The following is a 24775-nucleotide window of genomic DNA, read 5'->3' as shown; positions in this document are numbered from 1 at the left end:
TCTTCGTACTTATCTAAAAACAAGACAAGAGTAACCTTCATGTTTTTTTACTGTAATCCTTATTGGATGGAAGAAATGTGCGACACTCCTGCCGAATAACTGGCTAGCCGAGACCCCACAGACGCTTGAGTCGAGGAGGCTTGGCAGACAGTCGGCGGAAAGGGAGCGGATTTCTGAAATCAACTGGAACTTATTCAAAGAAAAAACTGCAGGCAAACGCGTTTTCTTCGTACTTATCTAAAAACAAGACAAGAGTAACCTTCATGTTTTTTACTGCAATCCTTATTGGATATGGCAGCTTATGCATTCAGAAACACTCTCTTTTGTAGGTTATTGTTATATTGTGTCAGATTATACTAAGAATTCTTTACATATTAAAGGGTTCAAGTCTTAATTGGAGAAGTATATAATCATGATGTTTTTAACAAAGGAATACTGACTGCAAGGATTTTGACGTAGAAGGAGGGCTCTTAATTAAAAAGCAGCTGTTTAAACTAAGTATATTTTGCTTTATAATCTTTGTTCAAACATTATGGTCTCCCGCTGTTTTTGCTGAAGAAAAAACATTTATAATTGCTGGAGAAAGTGCCCTTCCTCCATTTTCATTTGAAAATGAAGCTGGTGAACTGACAGGTATCAATATTGATTTAATGGAGGAAATAGCGAAATATAATGACGTAGATTTCAAATATATTCCGATGAGGATGGAAGAAGCCGAAAAAGCCTTAAGTAACGGAACAATTGATGCTATTGTCGGAAGTACCTATAATACCGAAAAAGATAACCAATTTGATTTCACGCAATCCTATTTTACAATGTCCCAATCCATAATCATTCCTAGTAAAAGGAAACAGGATATTCATACGTTAACGGATCTACGTGATTCACATGTTGTCCTTGACCATAACACACCAGTTATCAGTACATTTCTCAATATGAGGAATACAAACTTAACGACCGTTTCAAATCAATACTCCGGAATTTTAACATTATTGAACAACCGAGCTGATGTGTTCATCGGAAACAAATGGACTGCTGATTTCTATTTAAAAAAATTCCGCCAAGAAAAGAATTACATCATTCTTGATGAAGTCATTGAACCTGCGGATTATACGATTGCAGTGAAAAAGGGTAATCAATCGCTTCTTTTCATGATGGACAATGCACTCACAGAACTTAAGGCAAACCGAAATATCAATGGGATAATCGATAAATGGGTAATGCCACAATCCAATCAAAAAATTGCCAGACTCGAACAATTCATTTTTTGGTTGATCATAATCTTAACTGCCGTGGCCCTTATCCTTCTAATCATTTACATATGGAATCAAAAGCTAAAAAAATCCGTACATAACCAGACTTTGAAATTACATTTATTAAATAAGGATTTAGAGAAACAACGGCAAAACATCGCTAATGCTGAAGCGTTCAAAGATCAAATCTTAAACAATATCCATAATGGCATCATAACATTCGATCTCGATTTCATGATTACTAGCTGCAATGCAAAGGCATCGGACATTCTAAACATTTCCAAGGAAATGATTCTGAATCTTACGAATCATTCGCATTTAATGAAGAATTTCGAAGCTTTACACCAAGAACAAAATGAGAATAATCGTACGGGTTCTTTTCGGATATTGGTATTAAATGAGGAAAATGAACAGAAGGTGATTTCTTATTCGATTCATAAGATGTTCAATTCTGAAGATATACAAACCGGATACTTACTTTCCATGAATGATGAGACGGAAAAGAAAACATTGGAGAAAAAATTGGTCACACAAGAAAAGCTGCACGCTCTTGGTCAACTAGTTGCAGGTGTCGCACACGAAATAAGGAATCCTTTAACATCGATTAAAACATTCATTGATTTACTTCCGAGTAAATATGATAATCCTCAATTCCGACAAGTTCTAATGGAACACTTACCTACTGAAGTTAACCGCTTGAATGGGATTGTTACCGATTTAATTGAATATGCACGTCCGCGTCCGCCAAATATTACAAATTGCCACGCTCATGAGCTTATATCCTTACTTGCTTTTCATAAGGTGACAATGGAAAAGAACCAAATAAATTTCGAGCAGATGATTGAGGAGGACTTTATTTTTTATATAGATTTACAACAAATTCAACAAGTGCTTCTTAACTTGGTGTTGAATTCGATTCATGCCGTGGAAGAAACAAAGGAAAAGACCATTAAAATCACCATTGATAAAGTGAACGAAAAGACAGGGCGGATTACCATATCGGATACGGGAAAAGGGATGAAGCAGGAAGAACTGAACCATATTTTTGAGCCTTTTTTCACGAATAAAGAAAAGGGCGTCGGTTTGGGACTTACGTTATCGTATAGGCTTATTAAAGAAAATAACGGAGATATCCATGTAAAAAGTTACCCTAATTCAGGAACGACATTCACCATTTTACTACCTATATATATTGAATAGAAGCCTGGAAAGAGGAGGAGTCATATGAAAATGCAAGTATTGGTGATTGATGATGAACCTGCTATTTGCACCGCTCTTAGCTTTGCATTGGAAGATTCTTATGTTGTCATGACAACTACAGACCCGGATGAGGGTCTACGGAAAATCGACAATCAGCACTTTGATATTGTGTTACTTGATTTGAGAATAGGAAATAAAAGTGGACTTGATGTCCTCCAGAAAATCAAACAAATATCACCTAACGTAACAGTCATCATGATGACTGCCTATTCATCCATTGAAACTTCCATTGAGGCCATAAAAAAAGGAGCCTACTACTATATTGAAAAGCCAATTAATATTGAAGAACTTTCTTTGCTGTTGATGAGGGCAGCCGAATTCAAACAGATGTCCAATCAATTGGAGACATTACATGAAGAATTAGAGATTCAAAAGAGATTTGGTAACTTCCTTGGTAACAGCAAGGCGATGCAGCGTATTTTCTCAATGATCGAAAGAGTGAAAGATATTGATTCCAGTGTTCTCATCACGGGTGAAAGTGGTACTGGAAAGGAGCTTGTAGCACGAAATATCCATACTTTGGGAAGAAGGAAAAACAATCCAATGCAGATCGTCAACTGTGCAGCAATTCCTGAGATGCTGCTGGAATCTGAATTGTTCGGTTATGAGAAGGGAGCATTTTCAGGTGCAACTCAGAGGAAGGAAGGGAAATTCGTTGCTGCTAATGGAGGTATCCTTTTTCTGGATGAGATCAGTGAAATGCCCCTTCCACTTCAAGCCAAATTATTAAGGGTATTGCAGGAACGGGAAGTGACGCCTCTGGGATCCAATACAAAAATCTCATTGGACGTCCGTATTATAAGTGCAGCCAATAAAAACCTGGAACAAATGGTGATGGAAGGGGAATTTAGGGAGGATTTGTTTTTCAGGCTAAATGTCATTCCCATCTCGATGCCGCCACTAAGAGATAGAAAAGAAGATTTACCGATCCTTATGGATTATTTTATAAAAAAACACGCGAAGGATATGAATCGTGAAGAAAAGATGTTCTCGGCAACCGCACGTCGGATTTTACTGGATTATCATTACCCTGGGAATGTCCGGGAGCTTGGAAACATTATAGAATATGCTGTTGCCCTATCAAACTCAAAAAAAATGGAAGAAACCGACTTGCCGCAATATGTTCAAGAACAGAAGTTCATTCTCCAGCCGGATGGCACGGACGACGATTTTAACAGTTTCAGGATTCCCATTGGCATTTCCATGAAAGAGATAGAAGAAAAAGTCATAACGGCCACTCTTCAATATTGTAATAATCATCGTCAAAAAACAGCCCAAATCCTAAAAATTTCTGAAAGGAGCCTTCGTGATAAAATCAAGCTCATTTCAAAAGAAGAATAAAGGGTTCATCGTGTTAACCGGCAATTTTTTCTGGAAAACCGGAAAAAATTGCCGGTTTATCCTTGTATAACATTCTTGAAATCGGCAGAATTTGCGTTTTAAAGCAGAAAATCGACTTGGCATGGCATTTGCATCTAAATTCATTAAGAAAGGAGGATCACGATGAAAAATGGAGCACTCTTTATAAAAGTCGCTTTGTTATTTTGTTTCATGACAGGATGTTCTTTTATGAATGAGCAGCAGGAAATATCTAAACCTGCTACTACCTTGATCCAGAGGCAACTAACTTCTGAAGGACAGGATTTAAATAACAGGATGTTAATCATTGGAACCGGAGATATGACAGGGGTTTACTTTTCATTAGGACAAAGATTATCAAATATGTATGAAAAATACAACGGGGCTGTGTCAGGTACCCAGGTCACCGATGCTTCCATCGAAAATACTGAATTGGTTAGCCGTCATCGGGCAGAAATTGGTTTTACCTCAGTGGATGTACTGGATTTGCCTGAAACGGATAAATCCAAGTTAAGAGCTTTAACGGCCCTATATTCCAATTATGTTCAAATTGTTTCTACTAAACAAAATGATATTGATTCCTTGGACGATTTAGTTGGTAAACGCATTAGTGTAGGAACGGCTGGAAGTGGTACAAGGCTTATTGCAGAGCGGATACTGTTAGAATCCGATTTACCGACTGATCAATTGAATTTATCCTATCTTTCTTTTTCTCAATCTGCAGAAGCATTACGAAATGGTACCATTGATGCAGCTTTCTTTTCTTCGGGAATTCCTAATAATGAAATCGCTTTCATATCCAAGCAGACGGAACTAACTTTCATTCCAATACCGGGAGACATCATTGAACGCCTTCAAAAACAATATGGAGTTTATACTCATAATGAAATTCCCAGTGATACATACAGGGGGATGAAAAAAAATGTCCAAACGATTTCAATTAAAAATGTCCTGGTAACCTACAAGGAAATGTCTGATCCTCATGCTTACAATCTTGTGAAAACATTATATGAACATCTGCCTGAACTGCAGCATACACATCCAGCTGCTTCTGATATTTCAATAACGGAAGCAACTAAACAAGTTCCCTTGGATTTTCATCCAGGGGCCGTGAATTATTTCACCGAACAAGGAATTATTGGAAATCAATGAAAAACGGGAGGTAATGACTATGAAAAAACTGATGAGTCTTTTATCAATAATAGTATTGATCGCTCTTGCGGGATGTGGTAATCCTACTCCGCAAAAACCGGGGGAATCTGTACAAACGGGTGCAGGTGAAAAAGGAGAGAAAAAAATAACGATAGCCGGTAATGGCGGTGTCATCGAAAGTGCCATCCGAGATGTGATTGCCCCAAAATTCAAAGAAGAAACGGGAATCACGGTTAATTATATTTCCGGTTTATCAGGTGAAATCCTATCCAAAGTGGAATTACAGAAGAATGCTCCGCAAATAGATGTTGCCCTTTTTGTACCGGTTGATGTTATACGCGCTAAGGAGAAGGAACTGATCGTACCAATTGATGAGTCCAATGTTCCCAATATGAAATCGGTGGATTCACGGTTCATTCCGGTTGAAAAAGCCGCCGCTCCAGCATTTGGTTTAGTCATTGCACCAGCTTATAATACGGAAACCTTTAAAAAGGAAGGCTTAAAATCAATTGAATCATGGAATGATCTTGTCTCACCTGATTACGAGGGTAAAACGGCATTTTCAGATATTACGAATGATTGGGGTTTCAATACCCTTAATGGTCTGGCGATTTCAAACGGCGGCAGTACGGAAAACATGGAACCAGGTCTCGAAAAGGCAAAAGATCTTGCAGCGTATTCCAATACATTTTATAAAAATTCAACGCAAATGATGCCAGCTATCCAACAAGGAGCTGCTGACGTAACGGTCATGGGAAGTTATTCCATAGGTGAATTAGCCGTTTCAGGTATTCCGATTAAGATGGCCGTGCCTAAAGAAGGCGTGCCGCTTCAAGCTTTCAGCGCTGGTCTAGTGAAAAATACTCCAAATAGCAAAGAAGCCCTAGAATTCATCAACTATGTAATCAGTGAAGAAGCACAGGCATTAATTTCGGAAAAAGGATTTTATCCGACAGTGGAAGGCATGAAAATTCCAGAAAAATATGAAGAGTCAATCGGGCTTAAAGCAAGTGATAAAACATTCAAACCTGATTTCGCCAAGTTTGCTGAGATCCGTGCAGAGGTGTCAGACAGATGGGCGAAAGAGGTTACTCCTGAATTAGGGAAAAAACTCAAATAAAAAGGAGCGTGTTGATCACATGGAAGTATTAAAAAAAGATGTGGAAATTAATAGACAACACCTGGAGGCAGTTCAGGGGGTTGGCTCAAATAAAAATGATGTAGAGATAAAAGGCGCGTTTAAACAATTTGGAGCGAATGTTGTCCTGAATGGCATTGATTTGGAGGTGAAACAAGGAGAGTTACTCACTCTTCTTGGTCCTTCCGGGTGCGGAAAGTCCACAACCTTAAACCTTATTGCCGGGTTCCTCGATCCGGATCGGGGCGAGGTCCATATTAAAGGCAATAATGTTACGAAGGTTCCGCCTTACAAGCGTGATTTAGGAATGGTTTTTCAAACTTATTCGCTTTTTCCCCATATGACAGTCTATGAAAATCTCAGTTTTGGCTTGAAACTGCGCAAAGTCGGGAAAGCTGAGCAAAAAAAGAAGATTAGTAAAGCGCTTGAATTAGTGAAAATGTCAGGATTGGAGAATCGTTATCCAAGGGAATTATCAGGAGGTCAGCGTCAGCGTGTAGCGATTTCAAGGGCACTTGTTGTTGAACCTGAGCTCCTTTTGCTTGACGAGCCGCTTTCAAACCTTGATGCAAAGTTGCGTCATGAACTAAGGGCTGAGATTAAGCGTTTACAAAAGGAAATTGGCGTAACGACCATTTTTGTGACTCATGATCAAGAAGAAGCTCTATCCATGTCTGATCGAGTCGTGGTCATGAATGCAGGGAAAATTGAACAAATCAGTACTCCGACTGAGATATACAATCATCCGAAGACAGAGTTCGTCTTTCAATTCATCGGGAAATCTAATTGTTTTGAAGGGAATGTGTCTGCTGTCGATAAGCGGAAAGTTGCAGTCAAGATCGGTTCTGATATCACTCATGTCGACACAAATAACGTCATGGGAAATGAAAGTGATCTGAAAACCGGGGATGAGGTAAAGCTTTATATTAGACCGGAAAAACTGCAAGTTGTTTCTCTTGATGAAAAATCTTCATCTCCATTGGATTTCCATCGTGCCAAGATCAGCCAAATGAACTATCTCGGTACCTCATGGGAAATCAATGTTCTGTTACAGGGGAAAAGTATTCAAGTATTGACTTCCGCTTTCGATTCATCATGGCAAAATGGAAGTGAGGTGTTGATTGGATGGAGCCCATCAGAAGTTATGCTAGTCAAGAAATAGAACAGCAAACGAGTCCTATTGAGCCGCAAAAGAAGCCTAAAAGCAAGAAAAGGAAAGTCTGGGTGCCGGGATTACTACTTTTAACGCCGATTCTGCTTTTCATATTTGGTTTCTTTGTCATACCGATGTTATACATTTTATATTTAAGCTTCATATCCACAGATAATCTTGGAGGAGCGGAGGCAGTTTATAGCATAAAAAACTATACACAATTATTTTCCGATAGCTATTACTTATCTTCATTATGGCTGACAGTGAAGATCAGTTTATATTCGGTCTTGGTTGCTTTATTTCTTGGATATCCAGTAGCTTTGACAATGGCCAAAAGTTCAGCGCGGATCAGAGGGTATATCACTCTCTTGATCGTGTCACCGCTCTTGGTAAGTATAGTTGTCCGTAATTTTGGCTGGTACCTCTTGCTCTTGCCTAATGGAACGATTAATCAAACCTTGATGGCCCTTGGCATAATAGATGCACCATTGAAACTATTGTTTTCGGAAATCGGAGTTGTGATTGGGCTTTCCAATGCATATCTTCCTTTCATGATCTTATCCATCGTTGCAAGTCTTTATAATATCGATCCTTCTCTTGATAAGGCAGGAGCCATACTTGGGGCAAGCCCATTCAGAAGATTCTTTTCCATTACATTGCCGCTAAGCATCCCAGGTATCGTATCTGGCTGCATTCTCGTATTCAGTTTGTCAATGAGCGCTTATGTTACGCCTGCACTAATGGGGGGAGCCAACGTGCCCGTGATGCCTGTTGTCATCTATGATCAAATTAATAACCTCCTGCATTGGACATTCGGATCTGCTCTATCTTATATTCTATTAGCAACCACTGTCATATCGGTAGCCGTCTTTACCAGAGCGTTTGAAAAAGGGAAATTCAAGGAGGTATTCCGATGATGAAAACGTTTGGCGGCCTTCGGATTGCAGTAGCCGTTTTGGCCATTATCTATATCTTGATCCCGCTCATTGTCGTTATTCCCGCTTCTTTTACAAGTGCCAATTATCCAAGTTTTCCGGCTGAAGGCTTTTCACTGCAATGGTATGCCAAGATCTTGGAGCGCCCTGAATTTTTGGAAGCATTTTTGAACAGTGCGAAGTTCGCAGCATTAGCTGCTCTTTTCTCCGTCATATTCGGTACTTTGGGTGCCCTTGGCATCGCAAAGTATGATATTCCGGGAAAATCGTATATTACGGCCCTTTTAACTTCTCCATTAAGTGTGCCGCAATTAGTCTTAGGGATTGCACTCTTAATGTACTTTACACCAATGATGCTTGCCGGTACGTCCACAGGATTTTTAATTGCCCATATCGTGATATGCATACCATATGTCATGCGGCTCGTATTAACCGGTTTAAGTGGATTTGATTATAATCTGGAAAGGGCCGCGGCCATACTTGGAGCCAATCCACTAACGGTATTCATGAAAGTGACACTTCCGCTAATTGGATCCGCGGCCATCTCAGGGGGATTATTCGCATTTTTGACATCATTTGATAATGTAACGGTCTCTCTTTTTATGGTATCACCTGAAATGAGAACGCTGCCGATCGAGATTTTCTCGCAAATGCAGGATGCCTACAATCCAATCGTCGCATCCGTGTCAAGCGTGGTTATTTTCATATCAGTCCTTCTGATTGTCATACTTGAAAAAATTCAAGGTGTAGGAAAAGTTTTTGGCGGTTCGCATCATACAAACGGTTAAAAAAAGATATATATGATGTGACAAACGATCATGCTCGCAAAGTTATGATTTTTTCGAAGAAAACTCATGTGTACATTCCATTCAAATGGGCCAAACACCTTTTCGCAGCCAATAACGGCGCCGTTAGGACTGGGACAGAGGGATTAACCTGCTTTGCGATATGTTCCATACTATATTGTGAAAGCAAAATCACGTCTGTCTTTCCATCCAATTGTTCCACCATCTTTTTAACCCGATCGTCATGTTCCTTTCTTTTTCCTTGTGATAATAAATGGATGATTCCGGGATCGACCAATGACTCGATCATACAGTCCGGTTTCTTATTTAATAAGTAATTTTGAAGGGCGATCGGCGTTTCTTTTACGGTAGAAACCAGGCCAATGCGAGTATAGCGAAGAGCTTCATCAAGCATGGCCTCATCTGAACGAAATAACTTTACAGAGTATAAAGGTTGTAAAATTGCAGTGATGTCATTAAAGGCAGAACAAGTAAGTTGGATGCATGAAACATCAGAATCATAGGCGATATTCACTAATGCAGAAAAGCGGCGGATGATTTCAGGAGTTAACTTGCCGCTCTTTTCCATCAAGGAGAGAAGAGACGTGTCCATGAAATGAAGGAGTTCAATGTTCGGTGCAACGGTCTGAAAGGCAATTTCAATTGGTTTTAGTGCAGTTGTGGTTGCATGAATCAGTGCGATTTCCAAAAAAAACCTCCTTTTCTTTCATCATTATAACTAGCAGAATCTTAAAATGCCATTATATTACATACGGATAGACCTTTTCCAATTTCTATTAAGAAAGGAAGTGAGAAGCATGGAGAAAGAAGCCCTGGTCGATCTTCGACAGGTAATTCCAGGTGACAGAATGTTTCTTGATTTGGCAGAAAGGTATTGTTATAGCTACGACGCTTCTTTTGGGGAATATTTACCCGAAATCGTCATCCAGCCAAAAAACGCGGAGGAAATCAGTGAAGTGGTTAAATTGGCTAATACTCACAAAATACCTGTTTACCCTAGAGGATCTGGAACTTCGCTAAGCGGCGGCCCTTTACCTGTTAAAGGGGGGATGGTTCTTGATATGACCCTTTTGCGGGATAAATTGATCATTGATCGGGAAAATATGCTTGCCATAGTCTCTCCAGGTGTGATTACGGCTGATATTCATAAAAAGGCTGAAGAAGCCGGCCTATTCTATCCGCCCGATCCAAGCAGCTCCAATGTAGCCACTATTGGCGGGAATCTATTAGAAAACTCCAGCGGGCCAAAGGGATTGAAATATGGAACGACAAAAGAATATGTGATAGGCCTGGAGGTGGTCACCCCAACGGGAGAAATCATTCGTACTGGTGGAAAGACCGTAAAAAATGTAACAGGGTATGATTTGACCCGATTGATCGTGGGATCGGAAGGTACTTTGGGCATTGTTACAGAAGCAATCATCCGCTTAATACCAAAACCTCAATCTAAACAAACATTTGTCGCCCACTTCAATCATTTGATAGACTCTGGTCATGCCATTACCAGCATTTTATCGTCAGGAATTCTACCATCTGCCCTGGAATTGATGGATAATGCGTGCATCCTTGCTGTTGAAAGCTACCGTCCTTCCGGATTGCCTCTTCAGGCAGAAGCCATTTTGATCATAGAAATAGATGGACACCCATTGGCGATTGAGGAAGAAATCAATAAATGCGCCGATATATGCAGGGCAGAGGGTGCTTCCTACGTCAAGATAGCAGAGACAGAGGAGGAACGACAAACGATTTGGAGTGCGCGTAAATTGGTTTCCCCTGCCATTACACAAATGGGGCCTACAAAAATTTCTGAAGACGCGACCGTTCCACGCAGTCAAATACCGGCAATGATGGAGAGATTAAACAATATCCGGGAGAAATACGGGTTGAATTTGGTTGTATTCGGTCATGCAGGGGATGGAAATTTACATCCGAACATCATTACCGATAAAAGAAATATTACGGAAATGAAAAAAGTGGAGCTTGCTGTCAGTGAAATTTTTGAAGCAGCAATCGAATTAGGCGGAACACTTTCCGGGGAACATGGAATCGGTACTTTAAAGTCACCATATATGGAAATGGAATTAGGAATAACCGGGGTGAATATGATGAAAAAAATTAAAGAAGCATGGGATCCCAATAACATCCTGAATCCAGGGAAGATTTTTCCTGATAAGGGACAGACAAGGGTCGTGTTGGTTACATGAATCTACCCGCCAAAACGAATGAGTCAAATGCTGCGGTCCAAAATTTATATTCAGATGCCTATGATTGGACAAACCAATGCGTAAAATGCGGATACTGTTTACCGGCATGCCCTACATATGAATCAATGGGTGTGGAATCCGCCTCTCCACGCGGTCGTATCAATCTAGTGAAAATGGCAGCCGAAGGAAAAATAGATTTCCAAAAAGATTTAGCTGAACCAATCGACTTATGCTTAGGCTGTCGTGCTTGTGAAACAGCATGTCCCGTTGGTGTGCCATACGGACATATACTGGAAGCGGCAAAAGAAGCCATTGAAAACTCCCCGTCAGCAAACCAAAAAAACAAAATGACAAGAATCAAAAAACTGGCATTGGTTCATCTTTTTCCATACCCAAAACGAATGAACAGGATTGGAAGTGCAGTGCAACTCTATCAAAAAACAGGCTTATCCAAGCTTATCCGTTCATCAAAAGTATTGCAGAAGGTTTCCCCTGCCCTTGCACATTTAGAACAGGCACTTCCAGACATCGAGACTTCCTCCAAACGTATCCGGCCAGGTACGCTTATGCCGGCAAAAGGGGAAACGAAATTAAAAGTGGCATTTTTTACTGGGTGCATCATGGATTCCATGATGTCACGAATAAACCGTCTTTCCATTGAGCTGCTTACCATAGCAGGGTGTGAGGTCATTCTCCCTGAAAATCAGAATTGCTGCGGTGCTCTGCATTCCCATCAAGGTGAAACAAAACAAGCGAAAGCATTGGCAAAGAGGAATATCCAAGCCTTCATGCAAACGGATGCTGATGTAATCGTCAATAACGCTGGAGGCTGCGGTGCTTCGCTTCTTGAATATGGACATCTATTGGCAGAGGATCAAGAATGGGCTGCGGCGGCAAAGTCTTTCTCGGAAAAATCAAAAGATATCAGTCAAATACTTCATCAAATGGGGCCGCTACCCTTCACTGAAGAATGGCAAGGCATCGTTTCCTATCAAGATTCATGTCATTTACGCAATGTTCAAAAGGTCCAAAAGGAACCTCGTTTATTATTGCAATCCATACCAGGAGTTTCCTATGTCGAAATGGAAGGGTTTGACCGTTGCTGTGCATCTGGAGGCATTTACAATCTTCTCCACTTTGATGAATCCATGAAAATTCTTGATGAGAAAATGAAAAATCTTAACGAAACGAAAGCAACTACCATTGTTACGGTTAACCCAGGATGCCAAATGCAAATGAGCATTGGCATCCAAAGGAAGGGAGCGGCAAACCAAATGAAAAGTTTGCACCTTGTTGAAATACTCGCCAAAGCTTGCGGCTTGGATTGACAAAAAGAAATACTTCAAACTTCATAGGACATTACTCGTCAGTATTTCCTGCACTTATGGGAAAATACTGACGTTTTTGTTTTAAATGATGAAGGCGGAAAAATCTTTGCAGTCAATAATGCAGTGCCATATGTGAAAAAATATCGGTGCCGGTTCGTAAATGAAAAAAACCGTTCAATTATCTGAACGGATGGAATCAAATTAAATGTGTTAGTAAATAAATTTAAATTCCTGTTTTTATCCCAAAACCGATTAAAATTACGCCAGTTGATTTTTGGAATGCTTTCTGGAATTTGGAATTGTTCATCCACTTTTTTGCGTAATCAATTAGATAAACAAGAAATAGAAACCACAGTACAGCTAGCAAGGTTAAGATGAAGGCTAATATAATCAATTGCTGGTTTACATTTCCGTTCAAATTGATAAATTGCGGCATGATTGTTATATAAACTAAAACGGTCTTTGGATTAAGAATATTATTAAGTAATGCTTGCATGAAGGAATCTTTATTGTGCCGGTTTGAATACTTCGCAGGTGTATTTGCTTGTGCTTGAATTTCTTTTAAGGAAAAAACGCTTTTAGCAAAAAAACTTTTTATTCCTAAGTAAATTAAATATGCGGCTCCCAAATATTTGATTGTACTGAAAAGAATCACAGACTTTGCAATGACAACAGATAGTCCAAGAATGGCTATTAGCGTCCAAAAAGTAAGTCCCGTTGCCATTCCGAAAACGGTATAACGTCCCGCTTTCGGACCATGGCTAAGTGTGTTTTTCACTAAGAGCATTGTATCTGCTCCCGGTATAATAACCATCATTGCCACTATTGATATGTATGTAAGTAAGCTGTCCATACTAATTCCCCCTCTCACTTTTATAGTGGTTACTAAAGTAACTACTTAATAAGTATATTAGATGAAAATGGAAAACGTCAACAGATTTTGCTAAAATATTAGTTACAAAGGTAGCAACTACGGTTGTGTTGGAGGGTTTATGAAAGAAAACATTTTAGAAACATTAAAAAATCTGAATTTCACCGAATATGAAGCGAAAGCATATCTTGCCTTATTGGAAGAATCGCCATTAACAGGCTATGCAGTAGCAAAAAATTCCGGTGTACCACGTTCAAGAATATATGAAATTCTGGATAGTCTCGCCATACGCGGAGATATTCTGGTCAGTCCTGGAAACACACCACAGTATACTCCTGTTCCTGCAAAGGAGCTAATAAAAAACCGTCGGATGAAAGCGGAAGAGAATTTTGAACGGGCAGAAAAATCATTAGCGGAGTTCGAACGATCTGCAAATGATCGTGAAAATATCTGGAATATCATGGGGCGCAATGAAATACTCGATAAGGTAAAAGCTTGTATATTATCTGCTAAAAAAAGAATACTCTTAGAGATTTGGGAAGAAGAATTCGAAGAATTAGAACCTGAACTAAGACAGGCCGCAAATAGTGGGGTCAATGTAACAATTATTGCCTACGGGGAAATCGTCTGTGATTTTGCAAATGTTTACCTCCATTATATGGGTTATGAAATTACAGAAGAGTATGGTGGACGATGGCTTGTTATCAGTGGAGATGATTCAGAAGTAGTCGCAGGTATAGTCTCTCTTGGTAAAGATAGCCGTGCAGCATGGACCATGCATGTAGGTTTAGTGATGCCCATTACAGAAGTCATGATTCATGATTTGTATCTCATGGAAATCATGGAGAAACATAGAGAACTTTTAGAAGAAAGTTTTGGTGAAAACCTCGTCAATTTACGGAAGAAATTTTCCATTCATCCAGATAATAAAAAACATTACGTGGACTAGATTTGTACATGTTCCATAATAAAAGCATCCTTCAAAGTGGCATGAATCCAGGCAGGATTTATGCCTTTTAAAGTTGAAGTTGATAGGCGCAGGTAAATTGAAGACAAACAAAGCATCTCGTCCCCGGAACCCGGGTGATTGACGATACGGCAGATAAATTTAACTATATTAAAATATGGAAAAGGGTATAATAAAGAATGGAATAAGCCATTTTGGTAATGGGATTATCATATCGGATTACATGTTTGATATCCGGATCACTAAGACAGAAGGAGAAATGATTCATTTGAATAACAAGGAAACAAAGGGTATCGAGTTACCTGCCAACTATGAGGAATTAAAAAAATCTGCCAATCGAAAATCTAATTGGAGAGAACGTTTAGATGCAATCGAAGAATTAGGTCAAGCAAAAAATAAACAAGTAATCGACATTCTCACACATATCATGAATAATGATTCTGTATATAAAGTTCAAGAGGCAGCATACCGTCAATTGAAAAGTTTAGGCGAAGATGTGCAATTGCCAGCAAGGAAAAAGGGCGAGTTAATCAAAGGTTTGACCAAAATCTTAGTGAGGATCAAGAAGAGTTTACCTGAAAATCACACATATCACGAATTCAAAGACAAACTCCAGAAGATGAGAATGGATATATATGATACATATGAGGGTGAAAAAGGAGCAGACTTTGATAAATGGCTTGAAAATACGTGGTCAGCTTTATCCAAAAGATAAAAGTATATAGAAAAATACGCAATATGGATACAGGAGCAAAGTTTTTGCTCCTTTTTCTTATGTGTAAAACAAAGTTTTAGCTATGGTATGCTAATATATTTAAAAGAGGAAGTATTTGGCTGTTTGCTTTATTTTGAAAACCGATAACTACATACGAATTCAGGGGAGACAAGATGACAGATTATATTGAACTTTGGAAACAGGCAATGACAGATCATACAGGGAAGATACCTAACAGGCTAAAAGATGATGCTGCAGAAGAAGCTTTTTGGGCTTCCAAGGTTGCAGCGAAAAAACAACATAAAGCGGACCCTTATGCAAAAATTGTGCAGCAAGAGTTATTGGCATTATTAAAACAGGATGATCATGTATTGGAAATCGGCCCTGGATGGGGCAATTATACATTTGATATTGCAAAAGAAGTCAGGAAGCTAACTTGTATAGATAGTTCCAAAAGCATTATCAGCTTTTTGGAATCCCAGGCAAACGAAAAAGGTTTCGAAAACATGGAGTTAATTCATGATAAGTGGGAAAGTGATAACAAAAAAGTCAAATATGATGTAGTATTTGGTTTTAATTGTTATTACCGAATGAGTGAAATCGGTCATACCTTATTAAAAATGAATGATTCTGCAGCTCGTTTAGCGATAGTAGGTATGACAACCGGACCAGAAAAACCTCATTATATGGAATTGAAGCAACGAGGATATACGATTAATTTAAGAAGACGGGATTACATACACATCTTGAATGTTTTGTATCAACTTGGAATACTGGCGGACTGTAAGATCGTTAAATTGAAAAGTAAAAAAATCTATTCCACCTATGAAGAAGTGATCCGAGATAATACAACAAAAATTCTTGATGAACATTTTTCCTATGATGAAGTAAAAACGATCCTAAATAAATATGTCGTGGAAAAAGAAGGAGTTTTCGAATACGAATATCCGTTTCATGCAGCTTTGATGTATTGGAATCCAAAGTTAAATTAACAATTTTAGTACCTTTTTCTCTGGCCCTTCAGGAAAAAGGTATTTTTTCTGTTGGATATTCGCAAAATAATAGTAAGGCTACAAAAAATGATGAAAAAACGGAGTGTGAATGATAAATGAAAGAAATATCCGAAAAGAGATTTTGTGAAACTTGTAAAAAAGAGACAGTTCATACAGTAACTGAAGATGCATTGGAAATAGAATATTCATGTAATGAATGCGGTAAGCACCAAGATATTTTCAAGACATTTTTTTAGAAACACAAATTTCACTTGAAAATAATCAGTAAAGTGAAGAAGTATCCAGTTCATTCACGAAAAATATTCAATATTTGTTAATTCTGAAAGCAATAAACTACACATGCCGTTAGTCTCAATCTAGTGTACTAAGAATTTTAAAATACATACAATGGTATACAAAAAAATAGAACTTTATTTTTAATCAGTGAATCGTTGTAAATCTAAAGCACGAGGACTCATGGTAGAAGGATTACTTTCATCATCGTAAAGAAGTGTTTTTACTATGGAAGGATTCCCTTTTATTATGTGAAAAGATGCTTGATGTTTTATTAAAGGACCCAGATTTAAATTTTCTATAATTTCTTCCAACGGTATGCAATATGTGATATATTGCATATTATATATCTGTATTTTAAGGAGTTATAGCCGTTGAAGCATTCAAATTATTCACAAAAAATTAAACGTACGTCTGTACGTGAAGAAGCATACATGATATTGCGGGATTGGATTGTCCAGGGGATCCTGACGCCAGGTCAACAATTACGCGACAAAGAATTAGCCGAACAATTGGGAGTAAGCAGAACCCCTATTAGAGAAGCACTTTTAAGGCTTGAGGATGAGGGATTTGTCGAGACCAAGCCGAGCCGTTCAACTATTGTTTCCCCTATTCGATTCGAAGGGGGATTAAACATATATTCCATTGTTTGGACACTGGAAAAGCTGGCTATGGAACAGGCTTTTGATTTCATTGAAGAAAGACACTTAATGGAGATGGAAGCCATCAATCATGAAGTGAAAAACGCAATCGACGAGGGAAATCAAATAGTGGCCGTCCAGAAAGATAATGACTTTCATTCCATTTACATCAATCTTTCAACAAATGACGAGTTGAAGCGGATTCTATCGGGACTCAAACAAAAACTTATACGAATGGAACTGTTTTATTTCAATCAGGTAAGTGATGTTCACTTTTCCGTTGATGAGCATGATCAAATCATACAGGCAATTAGGGGTGGAAGTCTCACTATGGTGCTTAAGGAGATAGAAAAGAATTGGAAAGAAAGTTACTTTAAAATTCAAGCCCATACGGAACGTGTAATAAGTGGGGAAGAAAAAAATGAATAATGATACTTTAGTTGCTATATCACCTTCAAGAAATAAAGGGATTGCACTGGTACTGACTGGCGCTGCGTTATGGGGAGTGTCAGGAACGGCAGCTCAATATCTATTTCAGCAGCAAGGTTTCAGTCCTGAGTGGCTCACTGTTGTACGCTTGTTGCTTTCTGGAATCATCTTATTGGGGGTCGCTTATAAGAATGAAAGACTGAAAGTTTTTGAGATTTGGAAAACTAAAAATGATGCGCTTCAAATTATCCTTTTTGCCATCCTGGGCATGCTCGCTGTTCAATACACATATTTTGCAGCAATTGAACATGGCAACGCAGCCACTGCCACTGTCCTTCAATACTTGGCCCCGGCACTGATCACTTGTTATTTAGCCATTCGTTCAAAACGTTTTCCAAGCATTACGGTGAGCGTAGCTGTGATCATAGCGATTTTAGGCACTTTTTTGCTTGTGACGGGAGGAAGCATACGTACACTCTCCATTTCCGGGTGGGCAGTATTTTGGGGAGTAACATCAGCCTTTGCCTTGGCATTCTATACATTGCAGCCTTTTAAACTCCTTTCAAGATGGGGTTCAATGATTGTTGTGGGTTGGGGCATGTTGATTGGAGGCATATGCTTTAGCATGATCCACCCCCCATGGGCATTTGAAGGCAAATGGACGTTATCTTCATTTACAGCGGTTTTATTCATCATCATTTTCGGTACGATCATTGCTTTTTATTTTTATTTGGAAAGTACAAAATTCATATCTGCTTCAGAGGTAAGTTTATTGGCTTCCGTTGAGCCATTATCCGCAACCTTAATATCCGTTTTCTGGTTGAATGTAACGTTCGGTTTTGCCGAGTGGCTCGGCACACTCTGCATTATAAGCACCATTACGATACTATCCATCGTAAAAAACAAGTAAGGTCATTGTAAACCGGGGAAAATCTGCAGTAGTTTATTTTTACTTGGCGATTAAACCATAGTCTACCCTGTAAGGGGATAGCTCGAATATTAACGAAAGCTTAATTAACATGAGTATATCCATACACTTCTTTAAAAAAGCAATTACACTGCATGTGAATTGCTTTTTTTGTATCGCTTGCCGAAGAAAAGGAATCCTCAGCAACAAATGGGACGAGGGCTGAGGTCGTTCAACAACTGGAAAAAGACCTATTTGAATTGTATAGGGATCCTGATTGAATGTTAAACCGACTCAACTAGAAAAGCGCGGTGGAGCGTATTACAGCGAAGCGGCCTGCAGTCTCATCAATTCGATTTACAATGATAAGCGGGATATTCAGCCAGTCAATACACGTAATAACGGAGCGATAGCGAGTATTCCAGATGAATCAGCCATTGAAATTAACTGTGTGATCACCAAAGAAGGGCCAAGACCAATCGCCATAGGCGACCTGCCTGTAGCAGTCCGGGGGGTGGTCCAGCAAATTAAATCATTTGAAAGAATGGCTGCTGAAGGGCTGTCACAGGAGATTATCATAAAGCTTTGGTAGCGATGAGGATAAACCCTTTGGTACCATCAGACACCATCACCAAAAAAATGCTGGATGGAAATGCTCGAAGCGCATAAAGAAGACCTGCCGCAATTTTTCAATGAAGTGAAATCATGAATTAATTCAATGAATACAGAATGGGAATATTAAATAGCAATTGGCTTTAAGACTAAAATAGATCACCCCTTGTCCGCTTTCAATCAGGGTGTGATCTATTTTATTGACCTGCAATTTATTCAAAACTTTTATCGATTAAGGCTGTTGTCGAGATGGTCTTACAATAAACTCATTAACGGTAACATCTAGAATCGTTTCCGCTATACGGGCAGGACTAATCGCAAAAGCATCGTATAATTCTTCGAACGGACCTTTCAAGTCTGTATCAGCAATAGTTTGAGTTAATTCTGTTGTTATAGCTCCTGGAGAAACAATCGACACCCGAACAATACTTCCAGCCACGGCTTCCTCTTGACGTAACGTTTCACTAATCATATTTACAGCTGCTTTCGTTGCGCTATAAACAGCTCCAATTAAATTTATTGGTTTAATCAGGAGGCAGTAATGGCAAAAAAGCACAAAAGATAACTGTTTACCTTTTACAACGGATGACAAAGCCTCAAAGAAGGAAAAATCACCACAGAAAATTGAAAGATCTGGGTGGCTATGTCTTAAGAAATCACCAAAATTAATTAGGCGATAGGGCAGGGGGGAGGATAGTAACTTTAAAATTACATATCTCATATGTGTCGAATCTTTATGTGTACCCGGTATGAACTTCTGCTTGGCGGTACAATGCTATGGGAGTTGGGATATAGATATAAGCAGCCAGAAAGAAAAAGTAATTCGATGATCAAGTTGTTCACATGTGGATGATCGCAAAGTGTGCAATGAATGATATTCGATCTCTTAAACAAAGCAGAAATACAAAAAGAGCAACTCGGATTAAAGTTGCCCTTTCGATTTACTATTTATCTTACCTACTGTCTAATGTAAAAAAGAATGGGTGAAATGTAATTGAGATTGAGAAGGGGGTTACCGTATATCTATATAATGTTGTAGGACCTTTGACGGGAAGAATTTGAGGGGCAATGGTCGTAAGGATACGATAATGGCAGGGGGCATAGTTAAATTCCGTTGTGCTTGCTTTAAACAGTTGTACATCGCTTTACCGCCAACTGAATTGGCAGAGTGAATAGTAATGCGATTAGCAAATAATTTTTCTTTCACCATCTCTTGAACAAGCATAAAACCATTCCTGGTTTTATTTAATAAATCATGGTCTAAAGAGAGATGTTCAATATCAAAGTTTTGCAATAGCTCTAAACATTCGTCAATAGTCTCGACTAACACATAGCCATCGGGTGCTTTCCGATAGTCATCCAAAAAAACGCTGATTTTCTCCATTTCCTTCACTCCTTTGCTTATGCAAGTGTGACTAAGAAAAGTCAATTAAAACCAAGAAAATATGGTTTTATCTATTAAGTCTAACACAACAAGGTAAGAAGGGGGCATATTCGACGTTTAATACTACTTTACGACAGCCTTTTTTAGATCGTCGTGCTACTTCAACTAGCGGACCTTTACTATAAGAAGGAACTGTTACCGAGCAATCCCTTGTGAAATATAGTACAAAACATCCGCTTATAAGTTAATGATTGTAATAATTTGGGTAAAAGGTAATATCTTGATTAAAAGGAGAAGTGATATGTTACATCAAGACGAGATTTACCTTATATTAAGGGACAAAACGCTGTTGTTGGAGTTAAAGGAACAAATTAATGACTATCATATTTCCTACTTATCAATGATTAATGAACAGCTTTCATTGATTGATAATGCTCTAAAAGTATGTAACATTGATTCCTTCACTATGTCAAAAGGATAAAACCAACATTTACTTATATAGGGGATCAATTTTTTAACTATAATTAACCAGCTTAGCGCCCTCTGAGAAAGGCGCTTTTTTTATTGGGCAAAGTAGTGTCAATTAATAGGCCAAGGTTAAAAAATCACTAAGTTGATAATTTTAGAGGTGTAGTTCCATATTGGGTTAATCATATTGCAAGCGGAACTTTATTTTTCACCTACAGCATTGTGAGGCTGGTCATTTTTATTTGGATAAGCAGCAATTTTTGCATCTTCTCCAATGCTTTCAAGTGTAGCCGCAGCCATCTGCTCTCTAATGCGAATGATATGGGCATTCATTAGTTGCTTGGCTTTGTCCGCGTCCTTTAATGCGATGGAATAGTAGATTTCTTTATGTTCTTGAAGCGTTTCTTGAAAATGACCTGGTTTTGCGAAACGATGCCGTCTGGTGGCACGAATCGTATTTTTCATTTGGTCACTTAAAGTATGAACCAATCCAGCATATATGGAATTATTTGTGGCTTGTGCAATACTATGGTGAAAAAGCAGATCTGCTCGCAAGCCTAATTCTTCATCATGTTCCGAGCGTGCCATTTCTTCTAGAGCTTTAAGGATATTTTGTAAATCAAGAGAGTTTGCTCTCTGCGCAGCAAGAAAAGCACACTCCGTTTCAATTACTCGACGGACTTCAAGCATTTCATAGACCATGTTTTCCTCAGATTTGATGATTGAGGTGGATAGCTGTTCAATCAGTGATTTAACATCAGATTGTCTGATAAATGTTCCATCACCTGGTCTAATCTCAATGACTCCGTTTATCTCCAATACTCGAAGGGCTTCCCTGATTGATGTTCGACTCACTTTAAAAAGGTTGGATAATTCGCGTTCAGGCGGTAATTTATCTCCAGGTTTCAATTCACCGTTAATAAAAGATTCCTTAATTTGATTGAAGATGACTTCGTACACTTTGGGAGATTTAACTGGTATTGAATCCATTACTTTCTTCCCATCCTTCCATGACAACCCTAACAACTTGCTGGTACGACTATTAGTGAAATCATTCTAACAAGCATTCATTTATGAAGCAAGGGGATAATCCCCAATTATAAAATTTAAATAAATAACTGTTCAAAAAATCTGATATTTTAATTGGTTAGACCAATATTGTAAAAATATTATGGTCTAGATTCAGTCAAATTACGTTCACATGGCTATTAAAGGTCATTTGGGTTTTTGTTATAAGGATGGAAAATTAACTATAAATATTGAGAATAAAGCATATTTTTATGGAGAAAAGTATAAAACGGATAATTGTTGAAAAAGTCAAAAAATTTAGTATAATGAAAATTGGTTAGACCAATTATCCGATAAATGGAAGCGGTATCATATAAAGCCATTTAAGGAGGGGGAAACCATCTCTTGATACTCAGTTGAAGAATAGAAGAAGAAACTAAATATTGGTATAGGTACGACCAAAGTTTTTGATATGACAAAAACGGATGCTATAGCAGAAAGAAGGAGAATAGAATGGAAGCGGCTAGTGTAAATTTAATCAACGATTTAAAGCAAATCCTTTCGGAAAGTCAAGTAACGGAAAACCAGACAGTAAGAGAATTGCATGCCAGAGATGAATCCTATCATGCTGTAAGTCTTCCTGATATTGTTGTATTTCCGGAAACAGCACAGCAAGTCAGTGAAGTTGTGAAATTGGCAAATAAGTACAAAATCCCGATGGTTCCTTTTGGGTTGGGATCAAGCCTCGAGGGACATGTCATACCATACAACCATGGCATAACAATTGATTTTTCACTAATGAATAAAATCCTGGAAGTGCGTGAAAACGATTTTCTCGTAAAAGTTCAGCCTGGCGTAACGCGTTCGCAACTAAACAAAGAATTAAAAAAATACGGTTTGTTTTTTTCCGTTGACCCGGGAGCTGATGCTACTCTTGGCGGAATGGCGGCAACAAATGCCAGTGGAACGACATCAGTTAAATATGGTGTGATGCGTGATCAAGTCCGTGATCTTGAAGTGGTACTTGCAGATGGTTCGATTATACATACTGGCAATTTGGCCGCTAAATCGTCATCAGGCTACCATCTAAACGGCCTTTTTGTTGGATCAGAGGGAACGCTTGGCTGCTTTACGGAATTGACGTTAAGAGTTTACGGAATTCCTGAGCACGTTATGGCGGCAAGAGCATCATTTCCGACATTGACCCATGCGGTGGAAGCTGTTGTATCCATTTTGCAGTCAGGTGTTCCAATAGCAAGGGTGGAACTTGTCGATGAACCCTCAATGAAGCAGGTTAACCTTTATAGTGATACAAGCTATAACGAAGCGCCAACACTATTTTTGGAGTTTCATGGAAATGAAGCCGGGTTAAAGCAAGACATAGAGTTCACTAAGGAAATAGTAGCTGAACATAATTGTTTCGATATTGAATTTGAAACAGATAATGCTGCCAGGAACCGCCTATGGGAAGCTCGCCATAATCTTGCCTATGCTTATATTCATGGCAATCCTGGGAAAAAACTGATGGTGACTGATGTCTGCCTTCCGATTTCAGAGCTGTCCGGTGCCATTCACCACGCAAGGGAAGCTATTGATTTCCTTGGCCTTACCGGTGGGATCGTCGGCCATGTAGGCGACGGGAACTATCACGTACTCTTAATGATTGATAACAATAATCAAGAAGAGATTAAAAGAGCAGAACAGCTAAATGAACAAATTGTCCTGTATGCCCTAGAACGTAAGGGAACATGTACTGGCGAACATGGTGTTGGGGTCGGTAAACAAAAATATCAGGAAAAAGAACATGGGAACTCACTGTTTGTGATGGAAAAAATCAAATTAGCCCTTGATCCAGATAATTTATTAAATCCAAATAAAATATTAATGCTAGAAAGAGTGTGATGGAATGAAAGTATTAGAAGCATTAAGCGCAGTAGCCGGAAAATATTTTGCTGTTTGGGTTATCTTAATATCCGTCATTGCTTTTATATTTCCTGAGCCATTTTTGGGATTGGGGGGATTCATTACAATATTGCTTGGCGTTGTCATGTTTGGAATGGGGCTCACTTTGAAGGCAGTTGATTTTAAAATCATTATTACTAAACCACTGCCCGTGATAATTGGAGTTTGCGCCCAGTTTATCATTATGCCATCTGTAGCATTCCTTCTTGCTAAACTCATGAATTTGCCAGCCGAATTAGCTGCAGGTCTGGTATTGCTTGGTTGTGTACCAGGCGGAACAGCCTCTAACGTGATGGTATATCTTGCAAAAGGGAATGTACCTTTATCGATAGCTATGACTTCGGTTTCAACTTTACTGGCTCCAATCATGACACCGCTGCTTCTGCTTTTGCTGGCAGGACAATGGATGCCTGTTGATTTTTTTGATATGTTTAAGTCCATTGTACAAGTCATCCTTCTACCGATTGTTTTAGGATTGGCCATTAAGCGGTTTTTCCCAGTAGCAGTTGAAAAAAGCTTGACCGTTTTACCACTTATTTCGGTAGCAGCCATCATTACTATTGTAAGCGCAGTAGTCTCAGGCAACGCAGCTAGCATTGCTGCTTCCGGGTTCCTTATTTTTACTGCCGTGATGCTTCATAACGGATTTGGGTTACTTTTTGGTTACTTAGCAGCAAAAGTGCTTGGACTTGATGAAGTGAATAGAAGAGCGATTTCGATTGAAGTGGGCATGCAGAACTCCGGGTTAGGTGTTGCGCTTGCCACTGCACATTTCGGCCCGCTGGCAGCCCTTCCAAGCGTCCTGGCTGCTGCATGGCACAACATATCGGGACCAATTCTCGCGACTTACTGGTCAAAAAAACATGCTGGCGACAGTATAGAGGAACCGATAGTTCATCCGGTGGAGACCAAGCTTTAATTTATATGTAATTTTAAA

22 protein-coding genes and 1 pseudogene are annotated in these 24775 nt (G+C 39.0%); 18 read left to right on the top strand and 5 right to left on the bottom strand.

Annotated features, from left to right (window positions below; genetic code table 11):
• Window positions 1-473: 473 nt before the first annotated feature.
• The 7 genes from AC1DIV_RS17335 (at window position 474) to AC1DIV_RS17305 (ending at window position 9038) form a co-directional block, all read left to right on the top strand.
• Window positions 474-2453 (top strand): transporter substrate-binding domain-containing protein, encoded by a 1980-nt coding sequence (locus tag AC1DIV_RS17335; protein WP_340878523.1) that lies wholly within the window; start codon window positions 474-476, stop codon window positions 2451-2453.
• A 24-nt stretch (window positions 2454-2477) separates the two neighbouring features.
• Entirely contained in the window at window positions 2478-3854 is a 1377-nt protein-coding gene (locus AC1DIV_RS17330) for a sigma-54-dependent transcriptional regulator (RefSeq protein WP_226990466.1), read from the top strand.
• Between the two features lie 162 nt (window positions 3855-4016).
• A complete protein-coding gene (locus AC1DIV_RS17325) occupies window positions 4017-5024 on the top strand; it encodes a TAXI family TRAP transporter solute-binding subunit (RefSeq protein ID WP_251539549.1) in 1008 nt (335 codons plus the stop codon).
• A 19-nt stretch (window positions 5025-5043) separates the two neighbouring features.
• The gene (locus tag AC1DIV_RS17320; protein WP_477576967.1) at window positions 5044-6144 is read left to right on the top strand and encodes an ABC transporter substrate-binding protein; all 1101 of its coding nucleotides are present in this window, start codon (window positions 5044-5046) and stop codon (window positions 6142-6144) included.
• 19 nt (window positions 6145-6163) lie between these two features.
• Window positions 6164-7324 (top strand): ABC transporter ATP-binding protein, encoded by a 1161-nt coding sequence (locus tag AC1DIV_RS17315; RefSeq protein ID WP_134781678.1) that lies wholly within the window; start codon window positions 6164-6166, stop codon window positions 7322-7324.
• The gene (locus AC1DIV_RS17310) at window positions 7288-8232 is read left to right on the top strand and encodes an ABC transporter permease (protein ID WP_048684420.1); all 945 of its coding nucleotides are present in this window, start codon (window positions 7288-7290) and stop codon (window positions 8230-8232) included. The genes AC1DIV_RS17315 and AC1DIV_RS17310 overlap by 37 nt, the downstream gene beginning before the upstream one ends.
• Window positions 8232-9038 (top strand): ABC transporter permease, encoded by an 807-nt coding sequence (locus tag AC1DIV_RS17305; RefSeq protein ID WP_094246734.1) that lies wholly within the window; start codon window positions 8232-8234, stop codon window positions 9036-9038. The genes AC1DIV_RS17310 and AC1DIV_RS17305 overlap by 1 nt, the downstream gene beginning before the upstream one ends.
• Before the next feature lie 64 nt (window positions 9039-9102).
• On the opposite strand, the gene AC1DIV_RS17300 is transcribed toward AC1DIV_RS17305, so the two are convergent.
• On the bottom strand, window positions 9103-9744 hold the full coding sequence (locus tag AC1DIV_RS17300; protein WP_477576966.1) for a hypothetical protein: 642 nt from the start codon (window positions 9742-9744) through the stop codon (window positions 9103-9105).
• Between the two features lie 109 nt (window positions 9745-9853).
• Between AC1DIV_RS17300 and AC1DIV_RS17295 the strand changes: the two genes are divergently transcribed.
• Both AC1DIV_RS17295 and AC1DIV_RS17290 read left to right on the top strand, forming a co-directional pair.
• Window positions 9854-11260, top strand: a complete 1407-nt coding sequence (locus AC1DIV_RS17295) for an FAD-binding oxidoreductase (RefSeq protein WP_340876469.1) — start codon at window positions 9854-9856, stop codon at window positions 11258-11260.
• Window positions 11257-12588: a (Fe-S)-binding protein gene (locus tag AC1DIV_RS17290; protein WP_340876468.1), complete on the top strand. Its 1332-nt coding sequence runs from the start codon at window positions 11257-11259 to the stop codon at window positions 12586-12588. Before AC1DIV_RS17295 ends, AC1DIV_RS17290 begins: the two co-directional genes overlap by 4 nt.
• Before the next feature lie 223 nt (window positions 12589-12811).
• Here AC1DIV_RS17290 and AC1DIV_RS17285 read toward each other — a convergent pair whose 3' ends face one another.
• A complete protein-coding gene (locus tag AC1DIV_RS17285) occupies window positions 12812-13441 on the bottom strand; it encodes a homoserine/threonine efflux transporter (RefSeq protein ID WP_251539545.1) in 630 nt (209 codons plus the stop codon).
• 139 nt (window positions 13442-13580) lie between these two features.
• On the opposite strand from AC1DIV_RS17285, the gene AC1DIV_RS17280 reads away from it, so the two are divergent.
• From AC1DIV_RS17280 to AC1DIV_RS17255, 6 genes and pseudogenes are all read left to right on the top strand, one after another.
• Window positions 13581-14408, top strand: a complete 828-nt coding sequence (locus tag AC1DIV_RS17280) for a TrmB family transcriptional regulator (protein WP_340876467.1) — start codon at window positions 13581-13583, stop codon at window positions 14406-14408.
• Between the two features lie 277 nt (window positions 14409-14685).
• Window positions 14686-15141, top strand: a complete 456-nt coding sequence (locus AC1DIV_RS17275; protein WP_063594967.1) for a HEAT repeat domain-containing protein — start codon at window positions 14686-14688, stop codon at window positions 15139-15141.
• Between the two features lie 173 nt (window positions 15142-15314).
• Entirely contained in the window at window positions 15315-16133 is an 819-nt protein-coding gene (locus AC1DIV_RS17270) for a methyltransferase domain-containing protein (protein WP_477576964.1), read from the top strand.
• Between the two features lie 668 nt (window positions 16134-16801).
• Window positions 16802-17497, top strand: coding sequence for a GntR family transcriptional regulator (locus AC1DIV_RS17265; RefSeq protein ID WP_477576963.1), 696 nt, complete (start codon window positions 16802-16804; stop codon window positions 17495-17497).
• The gene (locus tag AC1DIV_RS17260) at window positions 17490-18407 is read left to right on the top strand and encodes a DMT family transporter (protein ID WP_477576961.1); all 918 of its coding nucleotides are present in this window, start codon (window positions 17490-17492) and stop codon (window positions 18405-18407) included. The genes AC1DIV_RS17265 and AC1DIV_RS17260 overlap by 8 nt, the downstream gene beginning before the upstream one ends.
• A 176-nt stretch (window positions 18408-18583) precedes the next feature.
• A pseudogene (locus AC1DIV_RS17255) lies at window positions 18584-19113 on the top strand (family 4 glycosyl hydrolase); the annotation flags it as partial.
• A 135-nt stretch (window positions 19114-19248) separates the two neighbouring features.
• Here the strand turns inward: AC1DIV_RS17255 and AC1DIV_RS17250 are convergent.
• Window positions 19249-19737: an SDR family oxidoreductase gene (locus tag AC1DIV_RS17250; RefSeq protein ID WP_477576959.1), complete on the bottom strand. Its 489-nt coding sequence runs from the start codon at window positions 19735-19737 to the stop codon at window positions 19249-19251.
• A gap of 291 nt (window positions 19738-20028) precedes the next feature.
• Window positions 20029-20400: a cyclic-phosphate processing receiver domain-containing protein gene (locus tag AC1DIV_RS17245; protein WP_057277645.1), complete on the bottom strand. Its 372-nt coding sequence runs from the start codon at window positions 20398-20400 to the stop codon at window positions 20029-20031.
• A gap of 301 nt (window positions 20401-20701) precedes the next feature.
• Between AC1DIV_RS17245 and AC1DIV_RS17240 the strand changes: the two genes are divergently transcribed.
• Window positions 20702-20881 (top strand): hypothetical protein, encoded by a 180-nt coding sequence (locus tag AC1DIV_RS17240; RefSeq protein WP_477576957.1) that lies wholly within the window; start codon window positions 20702-20704, stop codon window positions 20879-20881.
• Window positions 20882-21069: 188 nt separating this feature from the next.
• On the opposite strand, the gene AC1DIV_RS17235 is transcribed toward AC1DIV_RS17240, so the two are convergent.
• Window positions 21070-21858 carry a FadR/GntR family transcriptional regulator gene (locus AC1DIV_RS17235; protein WP_340876462.1) on the bottom strand — a complete coding sequence of 263 codons (789 nt, stop codon included), beginning with the start codon at window positions 21856-21858 and terminating at the stop codon, window positions 21070-21072.
• 531 nt (window positions 21859-22389) lie between these two features.
• On the opposite strand from AC1DIV_RS17235, the gene AC1DIV_RS17230 reads away from it, so the two are divergent.
• Both AC1DIV_RS17230 and AC1DIV_RS17225 read left to right on the top strand, forming a co-directional pair.
• Window positions 22390-23778 carry an FAD-binding oxidoreductase gene (locus tag AC1DIV_RS17230; RefSeq protein ID WP_477576955.1) on the top strand — a complete coding sequence of 463 codons (1389 nt, stop codon included), beginning with the start codon at window positions 22390-22392 and terminating at the stop codon, window positions 23776-23778.
• A 4-nt stretch (window positions 23779-23782) separates the two neighbouring features.
• On the top strand, window positions 23783-24757 hold the full coding sequence (locus AC1DIV_RS17225; protein ID WP_323596864.1) for a bile acid:sodium symporter family protein: 975 nt from the start codon (window positions 23783-23785) through the stop codon (window positions 24755-24757).
• The last annotated feature ends 18 nt before the right edge of the window (window positions 24758-24775 follow it).

The sequence above is a fragment of the Peribacillus sp. 05N428 genome, assembly GCF_056397085.1.
This window is presented reverse-complemented; position numbering and strand designations above follow the sequence as displayed.

Coding starts and splice junctions, on each gene's coding strand:
- AC1DIV_RS17330 (WP_226990466.1), top strand. CDS start 2,478: ATGAAAATGCAAGTATTGGTGATTGATGATGAACCTGCTATTTGCACC.
- AC1DIV_RS17325 (WP_251539549.1), top strand. CDS start 4,017: ATGAAAAATGGAGCACTCTTTATAAAAGTCGCTTTGTTATTTTGTTTC.
- AC1DIV_RS17320 (WP_477576967.1), top strand. CDS start 5,044: ATGAAAAAACTGATGAGTCTTTTATCAATAATAGTATTGATCGCTCTT.
- AC1DIV_RS17315 (WP_134781678.1), top strand. CDS start 6,164: ATGGAAGTATTAAAAAAAGATGTGGAAATTAATAGACAACACCTGGAG.
- AC1DIV_RS17310 (WP_048684420.1), top strand. CDS start 7,288: ATGGAGCCCATCAGAAGTTATGCTAGTCAAGAAATAGAACAGCAAACG.
- AC1DIV_RS17305 (WP_094246734.1), top strand. CDS start 8,232: ATGAAAACGTTTGGCGGCCTTCGGATTGCAGTAGCCGTTTTGGCCATT.
- AC1DIV_RS17295 (WP_340876469.1), top strand. CDS start 9,854: ATGGAGAAAGAAGCCCTGGTCGATCTTCGACAGGTAATTCCAGGTGAC.
- AC1DIV_RS17290 (WP_340876468.1), top strand. CDS start 11,257: ATGAATCTACCCGCCAAAACGAATGAGTCAAATGCTGCGGTCCAAAAT.
- AC1DIV_RS17285 (WP_251539545.1), bottom strand. CDS start 13,441: ATGGACAGCTTACTTACATACATATCAATAGTGGCAATGATGGTTATT.
- AC1DIV_RS17280 (WP_340876467.1), top strand. CDS start 13,581: ATGAAAGAAAACATTTTAGAAACATTAAAAAATCTGAATTTCACCGAA.
- AC1DIV_RS17275 (WP_063594967.1), top strand. CDS start 14,686: ATGATTCATTTGAATAACAAGGAAACAAAGGGTATCGAGTTACCTGCC.
- AC1DIV_RS17270 (WP_477576964.1), top strand. CDS start 15,315: ATGACAGATTATATTGAACTTTGGAAACAGGCAATGACAGATCATACA.
- AC1DIV_RS17260 (WP_477576961.1), top strand. CDS start 17,490: ATGAATAATGATACTTTAGTTGCTATATCACCTTCAAGAAATAAAGGG.
- AC1DIV_RS17250 (WP_477576959.1), bottom strand. CDS start 19,737: ATGAGATATGTAATTTTAAAGTTACTATCCTCCCCCCTGCCCTATCGC.
- AC1DIV_RS17245 (WP_057277645.1), bottom strand. CDS start 20,400: ATGGAGAAAATCAGCGTTTTTTTGGATGACTATCGGAAAGCACCCGAT.
- AC1DIV_RS17240 (WP_477576957.1), top strand. CDS start 20,702: ATGTTACATCAAGACGAGATTTACCTTATATTAAGGGACAAAACGCTG.
- AC1DIV_RS17235 (WP_340876462.1), bottom strand. CDS start 21,858: ATGGATTCAATACCAGTTAAATCTCCCAAAGTGTACGAAGTCATCTTC.
- AC1DIV_RS17230 (WP_477576955.1), top strand. CDS start 22,390: ATGGAAGCGGCTAGTGTAAATTTAATCAACGATTTAAAGCAAATCCTT.
- AC1DIV_RS17225 (WP_323596864.1), top strand. CDS start 23,783: ATGAAAGTATTAGAAGCATTAAGCGCAGTAGCCGGAAAATATTTTGCT.